Source organism: Gilliamella sp. LMG 34362, from assembly GCF_984569125.1.
In genome coordinates this window covers 654,627-669,417 of record NZ_OZ474902.1, presented here as the reverse complement: position 1 = coordinate 669,417, position 14,791 = coordinate 654,627, and the positions used below count along the sequence as shown (strand labels likewise).

At 33.9% G+C, this 14,791-nt stretch carries 14 protein-coding genes and 1 tRNA gene; 7 read left to right on the top strand and 8 right to left on the bottom strand.

The window, feature by feature from the left end:
- Positions 1-81 precede the first annotated feature (81 nt).
- Both tgt and AC5LWZ_RS03175 read left to right on the top strand, forming a co-directional pair.
- Positions 82-1,233 carry a tRNA guanosine(34) transglycosylase Tgt gene (gene tgt, locus AC5LWZ_RS03180; protein ID WP_294884609.1) on the top strand — a complete coding sequence of 384 codons (1,152 nt, stop codon included), beginning with the start codon at positions 82-84 and terminating at the stop codon, positions 1,231-1,233.
- Positions 1,234-1,293: 60 nt separating this feature from the next.
- A tRNA-Pro gene (locus AC5LWZ_RS03175) sits at positions 1,294-1,370 on the top strand.
- Between the two features lie 240 nt (positions 1,371-1,610).
- Here the strand turns inward: AC5LWZ_RS03175 and AC5LWZ_RS03170 are convergent.
- The gene (locus AC5LWZ_RS03170) at positions 1,611-2,642 is read right to left on the bottom strand and encodes a LacI family DNA-binding transcriptional regulator (RefSeq protein WP_294882408.1); all 1,032 of its coding nucleotides are present in this window, start codon (positions 2,640-2,642) and stop codon (positions 1,611-1,613) included.
- A 316-nt stretch (positions 2,643-2,958) separates the two neighbouring features.
- Here AC5LWZ_RS03170 and AC5LWZ_RS03165 point away from each other — a divergent pair, with 316 nt between their 5' ends.
- From AC5LWZ_RS03165 to rimL, 4 genes are all read left to right on the top strand, one after another.
- Complete coding sequence (locus AC5LWZ_RS03165; RefSeq protein ID WP_198201418.1) at positions 2,959-3,402, top strand: PTS sugar transporter subunit IIA; 444 nt, start codon at positions 2,959-2,961, stop codon at positions 3,400-3,402.
- Between the two features lie 31 nt (positions 3,403-3,433).
- Positions 3,434-3,706 (top strand): PTS sugar transporter subunit IIB, encoded by a 273-nt coding sequence (locus tag AC5LWZ_RS03160; RefSeq protein ID WP_034900870.1) that lies wholly within the window; start codon positions 3,434-3,436, stop codon positions 3,704-3,706.
- A 15-nt stretch (positions 3,707-3,721) separates the two neighbouring features.
- The gene (gene ulaA / locus AC5LWZ_RS03155; protein WP_110448701.1) at positions 3,722-5,086 is read left to right on the top strand and encodes a PTS ascorbate transporter subunit IIC; all 1,365 of its coding nucleotides are present in this window, start codon (positions 3,722-3,724) and stop codon (positions 5,084-5,086) included.
- 185 nt (positions 5,087-5,271) lie between these two features.
- Positions 5,272-5,817 carry a 50S ribosomal protein L7/L12-serine acetyltransferase gene (gene rimL, locus AC5LWZ_RS03150; RefSeq protein WP_110448700.1) on the top strand — a complete coding sequence of 182 codons (546 nt, stop codon included), beginning with the start codon at positions 5,272-5,274 and terminating at the stop codon, positions 5,815-5,817.
- A gap of 100 nt (positions 5,818-5,917) precedes the next feature.
- Here rimL and AC5LWZ_RS03145 read toward each other — a convergent pair whose 3' ends face one another.
- The 5 genes from AC5LWZ_RS03145 to ltnD form a co-directional block, all read right to left on the bottom strand.
- A complete protein-coding gene (locus tag AC5LWZ_RS03145; RefSeq protein ID WP_198201420.1) occupies positions 5,918-7,258 on the bottom strand; it encodes a GntP family transporter in 1,341 nt (446 codons plus the stop codon).
- Between the two features lie 67 nt (positions 7,259-7,325).
- Positions 7,326-8,117, bottom strand: a complete 792-nt coding sequence (otnI, locus tag AC5LWZ_RS03140; RefSeq protein WP_198201421.1) for a 2-oxo-tetronate isomerase — start codon at positions 8,115-8,117, stop codon at positions 7,326-7,328.
- Positions 8,118-8,119: 2 nt separating this feature from the next.
- Positions 8,120-8,743 carry a 3-oxo-tetronate 4-phosphate decarboxylase gene (gene otnC, locus AC5LWZ_RS03135; RefSeq protein WP_493463950.1) on the bottom strand — a complete coding sequence of 208 codons (624 nt, stop codon included), beginning with the start codon at positions 8,741-8,743 and terminating at the stop codon, positions 8,120-8,122.
- Positions 8,744-10,009 carry a 3-oxo-tetronate kinase gene (gene otnK / locus AC5LWZ_RS03130; protein WP_294893195.1) on the bottom strand — a complete coding sequence of 422 codons (1,266 nt, stop codon included), beginning with the start codon at positions 10,007-10,009 and terminating at the stop codon, positions 8,744-8,746.
- A 1-nt stretch (position 10,010) separates the two neighbouring features.
- Positions 10,011-10,913, bottom strand: a complete 903-nt coding sequence (gene ltnD / locus AC5LWZ_RS03125) for an L-threonate dehydrogenase (RefSeq protein ID WP_493463949.1) — start codon at positions 10,911-10,913, stop codon at positions 10,011-10,013.
- A 328-nt stretch (positions 10,914-11,241) separates the two neighbouring features.
- Here ltnD and AC5LWZ_RS03120 point away from each other — a divergent pair, with 328 nt between their 5' ends.
- A complete protein-coding gene (locus tag AC5LWZ_RS03120) occupies positions 11,242-12,000 on the top strand; it encodes a DeoR/GlpR family DNA-binding transcription regulator (protein ID WP_198201425.1) in 759 nt (252 codons plus the stop codon).
- A gap of 55 nt (positions 12,001-12,055) precedes the next feature.
- Here AC5LWZ_RS03120 and AC5LWZ_RS03115 read toward each other — a convergent pair whose 3' ends face one another.
- Both AC5LWZ_RS03115 and adhP read right to left on the bottom strand, forming a co-directional pair.
- Positions 12,056-13,504 (bottom strand): APC family permease, encoded by a 1,449-nt coding sequence (locus tag AC5LWZ_RS03115; RefSeq protein WP_198247901.1) that lies wholly within the window; start codon positions 13,502-13,504, stop codon positions 12,056-12,058.
- 173 nt (positions 13,505-13,677) lie between these two features.
- Positions 13,678-14,709 carry an alcohol dehydrogenase AdhP gene (gene adhP, locus AC5LWZ_RS03110; protein ID WP_198201427.1) on the bottom strand — a complete coding sequence of 344 codons (1,032 nt, stop codon included), beginning with the start codon at positions 14,707-14,709 and terminating at the stop codon, positions 13,678-13,680.
- Positions 14,710-14,791: the final 82 nt, after the last annotated feature.

The window sequence follows — 14,791 nt, the reverse complement described above, 5'->3', positions numbered from 1 at the left end:
CACTACTTAATGATACAAGTATGTATTATAGCAATAATTGGCGCCAAACTGTTTATTTGGTCGCAAGAGGTTAATATAAAAATGAAATTTGAGTTAGACAATACTGACGGCTTAGCTCGTCGTGGCCGTATGAAGTTTGATCGTCGTAGAGTGGAATATACCGTTGAGACTCCTGCTTTTATGCCGGTTGGTACCTATGGTACAGTAAAAGGTATGACACCCGAAGAAGTAAAAGCAACAGGAGCACAAATCTTATTAGGTAATACTTTCCATCTATGGTTAAGACCTGGACAGGAAATTATGCGCAAACACGGAGATCTTCATGATTTCATGCAGTGGTCAGGACCAATCTTAACCGATTCAGGTGGATTTCAAGTTTTTAGTCTTGGTGATATTCGTAAAATAAAAGAAGAAGGTGTTTATTTTCGTAATCCAATTAATGGGGATTCCATTTTCTTATCGCCTGAAATCTCAATGGAAATCCAATATGATCTTGGTTCAGATATTGTAATGATTTTTGATGAATGTGCTCCCTTTCCTGCTGAATGGGATTATGTTAAAAAATCAATGGAGATGTCCTTACGTTGGGCAAAACGTAGCCGACAACGTTTTGATGAGCTAAATAACAAAAATGCATTATTTGGTATTGTACAAGGCGGTATACACCAAGAATTACGTGATATTTCAATTAAAGGATTAACCGAAATTGGTTTTGATGGTTACGCTGTTGGTGGACTTGCTGTTGGTGAACCAAAAGAAGATATGCACCGCATACTTGAAGGAACCTGCCCACAATTACCAGCCGATAAACCACGTTATTTAATGGGAGTAGGAAAACCAGAAGATTTAGTTGAAGGCGTGCGTCGCGGTATCGATATGTTCGACTGCGTTATGCCAACTCGAAACGCTCGTAATGGTCATTTATTTGTTACCAATGGGGTTATAAAAATTCGTAATGCCAAATATAAAGACGATACGACACCATTAGATCCGCATTGTGATTGTTATACCTGTAAAAACTACACTAAATCTTATCTTCATCATTTAGATAAATGCGGTGAAATATTGGGTGCTCGCTTAAATACTATTCACAATTTACGTTATTATCAACGTTTAATGGCTGAAATACGCGAAGCAGTAGCAAATAAACGATATGAAGCGTTTGTTACTGAATTCTATCAACGAATTGGTAAAACACCTGCACCATTAGGTAACCAAACCAAACAAAGTTGATAAATTTTATATATCAACTATTGACACATTATAGTTAGCGCAGTATTATGCGCTTCCTAACGGCGAGTAGCGCAGCTTGGTAGCGCAACTGGTTTGGGACCAGTGGGTCGGAGGTTCGAATCCTCTCTCGCCGACCAATTTAATAAAAAAGCCTACTCATTTGAGTGGGCTTTTTTATTATTACAACGATGCATTTGATTCGAACCGATAAGAGGTTCAAGCCAAGTAGCACGAGACTGCGTTGCTTTAGCAACTACCCGTAAGGCGAGCATTAAAGGCGAGTCAATCCTCGCTCTCGTCGTTCTTTTTTATTCTCGTAGCTATTAGATTAATTCAAACTTAAAGTATTTCTTTAAACAATTAACTTTCTGGTTAAATTACAAACTATCTCTTAAGCAAATTGTTGGTGTTAGAGTTGCGATTTCAAAATTTGAATGACCACTTTTATCTGTTAATTCATTCAATAATAAATTACCAATATATTCCCCTTTTTTCTTTGAAGGTAAAGAAACAGTAGTGAGTGTTGGAATACTTACCTGACTAAATTCACTATTACCAAATCCACAAACAGCTAATTGATAAGGAACTCGAATATGCCGTCTTTGACATTCATAAAGCACGCCACATGCCAGCTCATCAGTAGTACAAACTAACGCATCTAATTCAGGCCAATTCAATAAAATATCTGGCAGTAATTCACTACCAGTACTAAAATTAGCTGGTTTAGCAGGATTAATTATTCTATGGGTTGGCAAGTGATTGTTTAACATAGCTTTATGCCAACCATGTAACCTCTGTTGAAAAACATGGCATTGGTGGTTAGCACAAAGTAAACCAATATTGCGATAGCCCTTTTTTATTACCTGTTCCGTCAACATACACATTGCCAAACTATCATCTACTTCTATATGTATATTGGCCAATTCATCATACTGCTTACCAATATTGAAAGTAGGAATTGTTTTATTGTTTAATATTTTCTCAATAAAATCATCATGTTCAATATAAAACAGTAATATCGCTTCAAGATTATTACTATAGAGAGTATCTAACAGTTGTGATTCTCGTTTATAAAAATAATAAGATTCAAATATAACTGTGGTATAACCTTCTTTAAGTAAATATGCTTGCAGTGAATTAAGAGCTATGCGGGTTGAATCTTCATAAATTTTTGTAGTAATAACAGCAATAACTTTATTGGCAGAAGCGGATGCTAGCAAGCTAGCTGCAATATTAGGTTTATAGCCTAATGTCTCAACAGCTAATTGGATTTTTTGGCGCAGTTTATCCGATACCTTATCTGGCGTTCGCAATGCTCGTGAAACAGTCATCGTACCAACACCAGCATATTTAGCGACATCAAATAAAGTAGTTTGACCTGTACTTCTGCGTTTTTTGGTATCTTGCATATTCGATCTCAACTAGAGCTAACCAGTAGTTAAATGTATACTCCAAATTCTAAAAACATTAACAATTACAATAGGTTAATTAATTAATTTAAATGTTTAATCAAAATAATGAGATTATTATAATATTATGCTATGACCATTTTTTTTCAAATATATATTAAAAATGCTATCTAAATCACAAAATAGAAAAATTATTCACGAAAAAATGATAGCGCTATCACATTTTTGTTCTTTTTAAATTATTATTGTTAGCCAATGTGTTAATTTTCTATTATCGTAATATTAACAAATAATAAATCAGTTTTTCGGAGGTAAAATGTTAAATCAATGGCTAACGGGTCAAACTGTAAAGATTGTTGATTCGGTGAAAGATTGGAAAGAAGCAATTAAGCTTTGTGCTGCTCCATTATTAGAGAACAAATCAATAACACCAAACTATATTGATGCTATCTTTCAATTGCATGAATCTATTGGTCCTTACTATGTATTAGCACCGGGAATTGCAATGCCTCATGCCAGACCCGAACAAGGGGTAAATAATTTAGGTTTATCAATGCTATTAGTTAAAAATGGTGTTAATTTTAATTCAGAAGAAAATGACCCTGTTTATTTAATTACTTTGCTGGCCGCTAGTGATAGCACTAGTCACATCGAAATGTTAACTCAGTTAGCATCATTATTCGCTGAATCAGATGATGTTAATTCAATTTTTAATGCTAAAAATAGCGATGAAATTTTAACAGTAATTGATCGTTATTAAATTCAAATCAATTAATAGAAGGATAAATAATATGAAAATTATGGCAGTTTGTGGTTCTGGGCTTGGTAGTAGCTTCATGGTTGAAATGAATATCAAAAAAGTACTCAAAAAATTAAACATTGATGCAGAAGTAACACATGCAGATCTCGCCTCCGCCACACCAGAACAAGCGGATCTTTTTGTGATGACTAAAGATCTAGCTGCAAGCTCTGGCATTCCACAAGATAAATTAGTGGTTTTAAATAATATTATTGATATCAACGATTTAGAACAGAAACTCGTTGAGCACTTTAATAAAGCCTAATTATGAGGTATTGCTATGATTCAAGAAGTAATTAAATTCGTTGTTGATATTTTAAAAGTACCAGCAATACTCGTTGGTCTAATTGCCATGGTTGGGCTATTAGCACAACGAAAATCATTTGCAGATACAGTTAAAGGAACGGTTAAAACAATTTTAGGATTTTTAGTATTAGGTGGTGGTGCAACAGTTTTAATCAGCGCAATTACGCCATTAGGATTAATGTTTGAAGAAGCTTTTAAACTTCAAGGTATCATCCCTAATAATGAAGCTATCGTTTCAATGGCATTAAATGAATATGGTACAGCAACAGCATTAATTATGGCATTCGGTATGGTAGCCAATATTATGGTTGCGAGGTTCACATGTTTAAAATATATTTTTCTAACTGGCCATCATACTTTTTATATGGCATGTATGATCAGTATTATTTTGACCGTTGCTGGATTTGAAGGTTGGCAATTAGTATTTACTGGTTCATTGGTTCTCGGCTTGATCATGGCATTCTTCCCAGCTTTAGCCCAACCACAAATGCGAAAAATAACTGGCAATGATGATGTTGCATTCGGTCATTTCGGTACCTTAGGTTATGTATTAGCGGGTTGGCTTGGTTCAGCTTTTGGTAAAGGATCTCGTTCAACTGAAGAAATGAATTTACCGAAAAACTTAAGTTTTTTACGTGATAGTTCAATCTCTATTTCATTAACGATGATGATTATCTATTTAATTTTAGCGATATTTGCTGGCCCTGATTATATTCAAGAAAACTTAAGTAAGGGAGATAATTATTTAGTTTATGCCATTATTGAAGCCATCACATTTGCAGCAGGTGTATTCATTATCCTTCAAGGGGTTAGACTGATTTTAGCCGAAATTGTTCCTGCATTTACTGGCTTCTCAGAAAAATTAGTGCCAAATGCAAAACCAGCTTTAGACTGTCCGGTTGTTTTCCCTTATGCACCAAATGCAGTATTAATTGGCTTTTTATTTAGTTTTCTTGGTGGATTAGTTGGATTATTTGTATTAGGACAACTAAATGCTGTGCTTATTTTACCTGGTGTTGTCCCTCATTTCTTCTGTGGTGCAACTGCAGGGGTGTTTGGTAATGCTATGGGTGGCCGTCGAGGAGCAATGCTTGGTGCATTTGCCAATGGCTTATTAGTTACATTCTTACCAGTACTTTTATTACCAGTTTTAGGGTCACTTGGCTTTTCTAACACAACTTTCTCTGATGTAGACTTCTGTGGTGTAGGAATTATTCTGGGCAATATGGCAAATTGGTTCAATAAAGATATTATTATGGGAATCTTTGTCGCTATTTTTGCTTTGTTAGTTGTACATAATACATTAACAAAACCTAAAAAAAGTAACAATGAAAAATAGATTTTTATCTTTTCATTAAGTAATAATATGATGCCAGACTTGCTAGTCTGGCAATTTTATACCACTTCATCGTACTACAACTTATCCTATCAACTTTCGACAACATAGTTTATTTAATATACATGACAACATAATTTGTTTAAAATGTTTAAATAACTTCGTTCGGTATTTTAAAAAAGTTAATAATGACCAATAATCAAAAAGATATGATTGATGTTGATAAACATCTTTGTTTAGCACCAGCAAATAATCAATATGCATCAGATATTTATAACATTATCACTAACAATAGAGAGTACTTTAGTCAATTTATGGCATGGCCTAAATTTGTGAAAAACCAAACGGATACAGCGCTGTTTTTAGATTCTTGTTGGTTAAAACATCAACAGAATGAAAGCAAAACCTATGTCATTTTATTAAAAGGTCAAGCTATTGGATTACTATCTTTTAATCAGATTGATAAAAATAATAAAACAGCTTATATCGGTTATTGGCTAGATAGCTCAAAACAGGGCAATGGAATTATGACCGTCGCAATCAATGCATTAATAAAGCATTACGCTATGCAAAAAATAATTAGACGATTTGTCATTAAATGCGCAGTTAATAACGAGAAAAGTAATGCTATAGCCAAACGTTGTGGTTTTAGTTACGAAGGAACCCTAAAACAAGCTGAATATATTAATGGAACTTTTCACGACCAAAATATTTATGGTTTGATTGCTAATTAGGTTTAATTATTTGGTTATAAAAAAACCGACCTCATTCAGTCGGTTTTATTAAAATAGAGAAAGTTAATTCTATTTATTGTTAACGATTCATCTAAATTTATTAGACTATAAACCAAAGCAACCATGTACAAATAAAGCCTGTTACCCCTAATAAAGTGGTTAATACTGTCCATGTCTTAAGACCATCTGATACAGAAAGGCCAAGATATTTCGTCACAACCCAAAAACCTGCATCATTAACATGGGATAACCCTAACCCACCAAAACAAGTTGATATAGTTATCAATACAATTTGAATTTGATTTAATCCAGCAGTTGATTCTGCCAATAAACTACTAGTTGTAATAATAGCAACGGTTGCTGAACCTTGTGATGCTCTCAATGCTAATGAAATAAGAAATGCAGCTGGAATCAGCGGTAAATGAATCATATACAAGGCATCCGCTAAAGATTTACCAATACCGGATTCAATCAATACTTTACCAAAAATTCCACCACCGCCGATTACAAAAATAATAGTTGCAATACTTGGTAAAGAGTGTTCCATAAGATCACTACATTGTTTAATAGACCATTTTTGTTGACGTCCTATAAAAAAACATGCTAAGAAAATAGCAAACAATAAGGCAATACCAGGTGCGCCAATAAGACTAAGATAATTTCTCAATACAACATTATCAACTAAGTAACTCCCCATGGTTCCTACCATGATGAGTAAAATTGGTGTCACTATCAATGCAACTATAGTATAAGCATGAGGAGCTGATTTAGTATTATCCGCCTGCTTTGTATTCATCATTTCATTTCGGATTTCATCATCAATCTTATATTCTTTTCTGTTAAGATATTTTGAATAATAAACTCCAAGGCAAGCAACAATAATTGAAATAATTAACGCAATCATTGTCTGCAAACCGATATCAGCGTTAAGATTACCGATTGCAGCAACCGGTCCTGGATGCGGTGAAAGCACCACATGAACTGTTAACATAGCGCCAGATACGGGTAAACCAAATTTTACCGGTGATAAATTATTAATTTTTGCAAAACCATAAATAATAGGAATTATTACAATAAATCCAACCTCAAAAAATACAGGAATACCAAGAAAGAAAGCTGCAATACTTAAAGCCACAATGGTTCTTTTCTTACCCAATTTATTGGTAAAATACTGTGCTAAAGAATAAGTACCACCAGAATATTCAATCAATTTTCCTAACATAGCACCAAGTCCAATAATTAGTGCCACATGTCCTAATAATCCCCCCATGCCTGCGGTCATTATTGACCAAATTTTATCTACGGGAATATCTGTTGCTAGTGCAACAAATAAACTGACTAATAACAATGCGATAAAAGGTTGAACTTTAAATTTTATAATCAAAACTAGCAGCAATAGAATACCGATCACCGCAATGGTGAGTAATAAGGATATGGACATTTTTTACTCCTATCAGAACTAAATTAGCTTGAGAAATCCGACTCTCATTTAAATAAATTTATAAACATCAATGCTTATATTTTTGTAACCAACTTAGCCCCTCTTGAGTATCAGACCTTGGGTTATATTCACAACCTATCCAGTACGAATAATGGTATTTTTCGAAAAGGTTAAATATATACGCATAATCAATTTCACCTTCATCGGGTTCATGCCTATCAGGAACTGATGCAATTTGTATATGTCTAATTTTATCTTTGAGTTGTTCAAATAATCGTGTTAGATTACCATCGACATTTTGTGCATGGAAAACATCAAACTGAATAAATACATTTGGGCGATTGATCAGTTTAACTAGTTCATCAGTTTGGAATTGACTTGAGAATAAATAATTAGGCTTTACAATAGGACTTAATGCCTCTAACACTATTGAAACATTATGTTTTTTATAAAGATCCGCTGCATAACGAATATTATCAATAAAAGTTTGCTGATATAAAGCGCGGTCCTCTCCTGGTGGAACAACTGCAGCCATAAGATGAACAGTCTGACATTGCAATGTAATAGCATAATCTAGTGCTAAATTGATATTTTCTCTAGCTTCCTTTTCACGACCAGGAATACCATTCAATCCCCATTCACCATTGGTCACATCCCCCATAGCACTATTGAATAAAACTAATTTTAAATTATTTTTTTGTAACTGATGTAATAACTCTTCTTTGCTGTATTCATAAGGGGATAAGAATTCGACGGCTTTAAAACCAGCTTTAGCTGCTGCATTAAAACGTGCTAGGAAAGGTAATTCTTTAAACATCATAGTGAGATTTGCTGCAAATTTACATCTTGTAGTTGGCATAATTATTTCCTCAATTCTTTAATTTCATCTTCAGTTAAATATTTAATTTTTCGGTCTTTAAGAATAAAAATTAATTTCGCCGTTTCCTCTAATTCTTCATAATTATTTGTCGCATCTTGTAAACTGTTACCAATTGTTACCGCACCATGGTTAGCTAATAAAAATGCTTGATGATTAGCTGCTAATTTCGATAATTCCGTTGCTATTTGAATATCACCTGGTTTGTAATATGGAATAACCGGCACATCTCCCATTCGCATGACTACATAAGGGGTAAATGGTTTAATTGCATTTTGATAATTTAGATCACTTAAACAAGATAGTGCGGTTAAATATAAGCTATGCAAATGTACAACCGCTTTACACGAAGGGTTGTTGTGATAAAGTCCCAAGTGAAATTTAACCTCTTTTGAAGGTTTATTACCGCCAATATGTTCACCATAGAAAGTTAGTTTAGATAACTCTTTAGGCTGCAAGCGTCCCAAACATGCGCCGGTTGGTGTAGCTAAAATCGTATTATCCTCAAGCAGTAATGATATATTACCAGCAGAACCAGTTGCATATCCTCTTTGATACAATGAAGAAGCAATTTCAATCAAATTTTGTCTAGCTTGTTGATCTGCCATTTAGAAATCTCCTTGAGCTGTAACAAAAAAAGATTCATCACCAAAATTACCCGATTTTAATGCCAATGAAATAGACTTATTTATAGATCTAACCCATGGAACCCCTGGTGCGATCGTTGGTCCAATATAAAAACCATGAACATTTAATGCTTGTACTACTACTCCTGAAGTTTCACCTCCCGCTACAATATACTTATCATATCCTTGCTTTTCTAAAGCGATGACTAGCTGTTTGAAAAAATATTCAACCGCTTGACTTGACTTTTCGACACCCCATGTTTGCTGAATAACATTTAATTGCTCAATATCCGTTGTGGCAGAAACTAAAGGTGCATATTTTTGTTGTTGATGATTATTTGTCCAATCAATCACAACTTGACAATAATCTTCAGGTTCATTGATACATTTCTCAATATTTAATGTGTAAGTTGGCGCAACAGTTTTATAAAATTCCACTTGTTTGTTGGTCATTAATGAACATGAACCAGATAACAATACCGTCTTATTATGACCTTGTGGTTTTCCTAAGATTTGTGCTTGTTTTGAATTAACGTCACTTTTTGCGAAGTTTTTAGCAACACCTATCGCTAAACCAGATCCCCCTGTAACAAGTTTTAAATCCTTAACTGCTTTACCTTGCGAAACAAGGTGTTCATCAGTTAATGTATCTAATACAACATATCGATAATTTTCTTGTTTCAATCTTGTTAATTGTTGTCTAATTGCTATTTCACCTTTTTCCATTTCACAATAAGGAATTAAACCGCATTTTCCTGAAGCTTGCCTCTCAATTAATTTAATTAAACTACTCTCTGTCATTGGATTAATGGGATGATTTTTCATTCCTGAATCTGAAAGAAGTTTATCCATTACAAACAGATATCCTTGATATACTGTTCGCCCATTAATTGGCAGTGAGGGGGAAATAACAGTAAATGATTCCTCTAATTCATCAAGCAAAGCATCAATAACAGGGCCAATATTACCTTTGTCTGTACTATCAAACGTTGAACAGTATTTAAAATAAAACTGAGAACATCCTTGTTCTTTTAACCATCTCAACGCTTCAACAGATTCTTTTACTGCAATATTTACCGCACAAGAACGTGATTTAAGGCTTATAACAACTGCTTGGATATTACAATCTATATTAATAGGTTGTTTAGGAATACTGGTTAATTGAATAGTCGACATACCATTATTTACTAAAAAACTAGCAATATCAGTCGCACCAGTGAAATCATCTGCAATAACACCTAATTGCATATTAAACTCCTTTACCTGGTAGAGTAATTCCAGAAAATACTTTAATAACCGCACTATCATCTTCTTTTCCATGCCCTGCATTACTTGCTTGAGTAAACATGTTCAGAGCTGTGCTAGCTAATGGTAAAGGGAATTTAAGTGCTTTTGCGGTATCATTAACAAGTCCAAGATCTTTAACAAAAATATCAACAGCTGACTTTGGGGTATAATCACCTTCAACAACATGCTGCATACGGTTTTCAAACATCCATGAATTACCTGCAGCATTAGTAACAACTTCATACATAATTCCCAAAGGAATATTTGCACGAGCAGCTAACGCCATAGCTTCGGCTCCTGCTGCTATATGGACACCAGCTAAAAGTTGATGAATAATTTTAACAGTTGAACCTAATCCAATTTCTGTACCTATATTATAGACATGCGCAGCAATAGCATCATGTACCGGTTTAATACGATTAAATGTACTTTTTGCACCAGAAGCCATGATAGTTATTTCTCCATTAGCTGCTTTAACTGCACCGCCAGACACTGGTGCATCAAGCATAATTAATTGATATTGTGCAAGATTCTCATCGATTTCTTTTGCATCTTTTGCAGAAATTGTTGAAGACACCATAACAATGGTATTAGCTTTTAAATGTTGTGCTAATCCATCAGCACCAAATAAAACTTGTTTTACTTGCTCAGCATTAACAACAAGCAAAATAACCACTTCAAGTTCTTTAGCAAAACTAATTGCTGATTTTTCTGCCTTAACAGCGCCGGCATCATTAAGAACTTTAAGCGCATCTGGGTTCAAATCTACGCCATATGTTTTAAAACCAGCCTTTATGCAGGATGTCGCTACTCCCATTCCCATAGAACCTAACCCAATTACACAAACTGACATCGAACTATTCATATATGATTCCTTTTACTGATGATTAGTGTTAATTAAAGTTATGATATGTTATTTTTTGTTAAACACAATGCAATATATTTTCTTTGTGTGATCTATTTCACATAAATTAACAAAAACAACAAAAATATTAAAAATGATGATTATTTAGGAATGTGACGTTAAAATAATAGAAAAAATAAAGTCAGTATATTTTTGATAATTCTTAATAAACATTACCAATTTGTAGCAGACAAATAACTATATTGTTTATCGTATTAATAATTTTCAATGTTAATCTATACCAATATTACTTTGAGATAATCAAATTTCATGGAAAGGCAAAATAATTATGATTCCTTCAGAAAGACAACAAAAAATTATTGATCTTGTTGCCAAAAAAGGGGTAATTAGCATAAATTTTCTAGTTGAAAAACTAAATGTTTCACACATGACTATTCGACGAGATATCCAAAAACTTGAAGAAAAAGGTATAATTATATCTGTTTCTGGTGGAATCCAATCGCTTGAAAAGTTACCCTTCGAACCTTCTCACATCAAAAAGTCACAAATGTTTGAAGAGCAAAAAAATAAGATAAGCTTATGTGCAACTCAATATATTGCTAAAAATTCAACGATTTATTTAGATGCAGGTACAACCACATTAGCTATTGCGAAACAAATTATTCATCGCTCCGATATAATTGTATTTACTAATGACTTTGTAATAGCTAATTTCTTAATTGAATATGGTTGCTGCAAAATAATTCATACAGGTGGTATAGTTTGTCGTGAAAATTATTCTAGCGTCGGGGATTTTGCTGCTCGCATGTTATCTGAAGTTTACGTTGATGTGGCTTTTATATCTACATCCTCATGGAGTTTACAAGGTCTTAGTACACCTGATGAAAATAAAATTGTTGTAAAAAAAGTAATTGCCAATTCTAGCGGTACTCGGATTTTAGTCAGCGATTCATCAAAATATGGGAAGATTGCAACTTTTTCGGTGTTACCATTAAATATTTTTGATGTTATTATCACCGACAATGCTTTACCTGAAAATGTAACAAAAAAAATAAAAGAACAAAATTTAGTTATTCAGTTAGTTTAATCGTTATAAAAAACGATTTAGATTGTTTTTTATAACGATTATTAAATATATAAAATTAGTTGATGACGAAGTAGCCGTATAATGTTAAGAATACAATAACCACTATAGATGAGATTGCAATCATATACTTGGTTTTAAATTGGTATTTCTTTACTTCACCAAGTGAAAGTTCAATATGTTTATTTTTATTATCAAAATAGTAATAAAGAGGCAAACCAATTAAAGTTAACACAATTGAAGCAATCCCATTTACTGTTTGGTGAATTAACATACCATATATAACATAGCCAGCGCCTAAAATAGCGATAAGAGGAATAACTGGGTAACCAATGACTTTATAAGGTCTTGGGATATCAGCAAATTTTTTCCTCGCGATAATTACCCCAATAAATGTTAATAGATAAAAAACCCAAATAGAAAACATCGAGATTTCAGATAAACGATCAGCATCAAGCAGGGTTGAATAAAGGAATGAAAAAACAACCAATATAATAATTGCATTCACTGGTGAACGGCTATCGTCATCAATAGTACTTAAAAATTTTGCTCCAATGATGGTTCCTCGCTCTCCCATACTAAAAATAGTTCGAGATAAAGTCATGATATAACCATTAATACCGCCAAGAATTGAAACCATTATACCAACAGCAACTAAATTACCGCCTAAATGTCCAAACATACGTTGTGAAGCAACTGCTGAAGCGTCATGACCAAGCGTAACCATTTCTTGTACCGGAAATATCTTAAATAACGCAATATTGATACAAGCATAAACAATCACTAAAAATATTATGCCGAGAATAATTGCTTTAGGTAATACTTTTGATGGATTACGAATTTCACCAGCAACAGATGCAACCTGTGCCCATCCATCATAAGCAAATAATGTTGCCAATATTGCCACTGCAAATGGTGCGTAAGTTTCAATACCTTGTCCACTAGCACTAAATAATGCAACTTGACCATTACCTTTCCATAATCCAAATATGGCTAACAACAAAATTGGAACAAGCTTACAAAAGGTAGCAATCGTTTGTAGATAGCCAGCCTGTTTTACACCAATTGAATTAATGCATGCAATAAGCCCCAAAACACCAGCGCTTACCGCCATACGATAGGCATCATTGATCCCAAATAATAAACAAAATACAGAACTAAAATAACCAACCAAAGCCCCAACTAAGGATGGAGCAAAAAGTACAGTGATCATCCAACCATATAAATGAGAAACTTTAGCACCATAAATTTTTTCTAAATAAACCAGCATGCCCCCAGTTTTCGGGAACATAACCCCTAGTTCACATAACGTTAAACCACCACAAATTGAAAAAACTCCACCAATAATCCACGCTAATAAAGCAAAATTATAATCGCCAGCGACTTCTAATACAGCAGGTGGTTTCATAAATGCACCAGCGCCTAAAACCATTCCAACAACGAGTGATAATGCAGAAACTAAACCAAGATCTTTCCGCAAATTATTCTCTAAATTGTGTTCAGACATAAATAACCTCTTAAACTGATCAATAAAGCAAAATTTGCCTATAATAGGACTTTATTTATAAAAAACAAGCAAGATTAATTTTAATAGAAAAAAAGCTTTCCAAATCAGAAGTTATTGTCAATAAAAAAGTCAGCATAAAGCTGACTTTTAATAAGTTAATTACGCAATAATTACTATTTTTTCTTCATTTTCATATCAATAACCATACGACCACGAATTTTACCTGCTTTCATTTCGTCAATCATATCATTAATATCTTCAAGAGGACGTTTTTCTACAATTGGTACAACTTTACCTTCAGCACTAAAACGAAATGCTTCCGCTAAATCTTCACGAGTACCAACTAATGAGCCGAGCACTTGAATACCATCTAGAACTGTCTTAGGAATACTTAAATCCATTGTTTCAGAAGGTAGACCCAATGCAACAACTCGACCTAATGGACGTACAGAACCAATAGCCTGATTAAATGCTGTTTTAGTAACTGAAGTGACCACCGCACCATGCACACCACCATCGGTATGTTCTTTTATGTAAGCACCAACATCAGCCACTTTTTTAGGATTAACCACTAAATCAGCGCCAAGTTTCTTACACAACTCTAGCTGACTATCACTGTTACTAATCGCTACAACTTTATTGTTGAAAACATTTTTACCATATTCGATAGCCAAAGTACCAAGCCCACCAATACCAAATACAGCCAACCATTGACCCGGTTTAGTATCGGCTACTTTTATGCCTTTATAAGTAGTCACCCCAGCACAAGTCACACTAGTTGCTTGGGCTGGATCAAGTCCATCGGGGACTTTTACCGCATAATCAGCTTTGACAATACATTGTTCAGCCATACCACCATCGACACTATAACCTGAGTTTAAAGCACTTCGGCAAAATGTTTCGTTACCCGAGATACAATATTCACAGGTACCACAACCTGCATGGAACCATGCAATACTAACACGATCTCCAACCTTCAAACTTTTTACATCAGGTGCAATTTTAGTCACAATACCCACACCTTCATGGCCAATTACTCGACCAGGTTTTTTACCGAAATCGCCAGCAGCGACATGAAGATCAGTATGACAAAGCCCACAATACTCAACCTCAACTAAAGCTTCTCCAGCCTCTAATGGACGAACAGGAATGTCTTTAATTTCGACTTGACCATCGCATTCTTGTTTAATAACTGCAGCTTTCATTTATTTCTCCTAGAATAATTACAATTTTAAAAAATCATTGATTATATTTTAAACCATTTATTTAGAAAAAATATGCGCTATT

Coding starts and splice junctions, on each gene's coding strand:
- AC5LWZ_RS03160 (WP_034900870.1), top strand. CDS start 3,434: ATGAAAATTATGGCAGTTTGTGGTTCTGGGCTTGGTAGTAGCTTCATG.
- adhP (WP_198201427.1), bottom strand. CDS start 14,709: ATGAAAGCTGCAGTTATTAAACAAGAATGCGATGGTCAAGTCGAAATT.
- otnC (WP_493463950.1), bottom strand. CDS start 8,743: ATGGCAGATCAACAAGCTAGACAAAATTTGATTGAAATTGCTTCTTCA.
- otnK (WP_294893195.1), bottom strand. CDS start 10,009: ATGCAATTAGGTGTTATTGCAGATGATTTCACTGGTGCGACTGATATT.
- rimL (WP_110448700.1), top strand. CDS start 5,272: ATGACCAATAATCAAAAAGATATGATTGATGTTGATAAACATCTTTGT.
- AC5LWZ_RS03120 (WP_198201425.1), top strand. CDS start 11,242: ATGATTCCTTCAGAAAGACAACAAAAAATTATTGATCTTGTTGCCAAA.
- AC5LWZ_RS03165 (WP_198201418.1), top strand. CDS start 2,959: ATGTTAAATCAATGGCTAACGGGTCAAACTGTAAAGATTGTTGATTCG.
- otnI (WP_198201421.1), bottom strand. CDS start 8,117: ATGCCAACTACAAGATGTAAATTTGCAGCAAATCTCACTATGATGTTT.
- AC5LWZ_RS03170 (WP_294882408.1), bottom strand. CDS start 2,642: ATGCAAGATACCAAAAAACGCAGAAGTACAGGTCAAACTACTTTATTT.
- tgt (WP_294884609.1), top strand. CDS start 82: ATGAAATTTGAGTTAGACAATACTGACGGCTTAGCTCGTCGTGGCCGT.
- ltnD (WP_493463949.1), bottom strand. CDS start 10,913: ATGAATAGTTCGATGTCAGTTTGTGTAATTGGGTTAGGTTCTATGGGA.
- ulaA (WP_110448701.1), top strand. CDS start 3,722: ATGATTCAAGAAGTAATTAAATTCGTTGTTGATATTTTAAAAGTACCA.
- AC5LWZ_RS03115 (WP_198247901.1), bottom strand. CDS start 13,504: ATGTCTGAACACAATTTAGAGAATAATTTGCGGAAAGATCTTGGTTTA.
- AC5LWZ_RS03145 (WP_198201420.1), bottom strand. CDS start 7,258: ATGTCCATATCCTTATTACTCACCATTGCGGTGATCGGTATTCTATTG.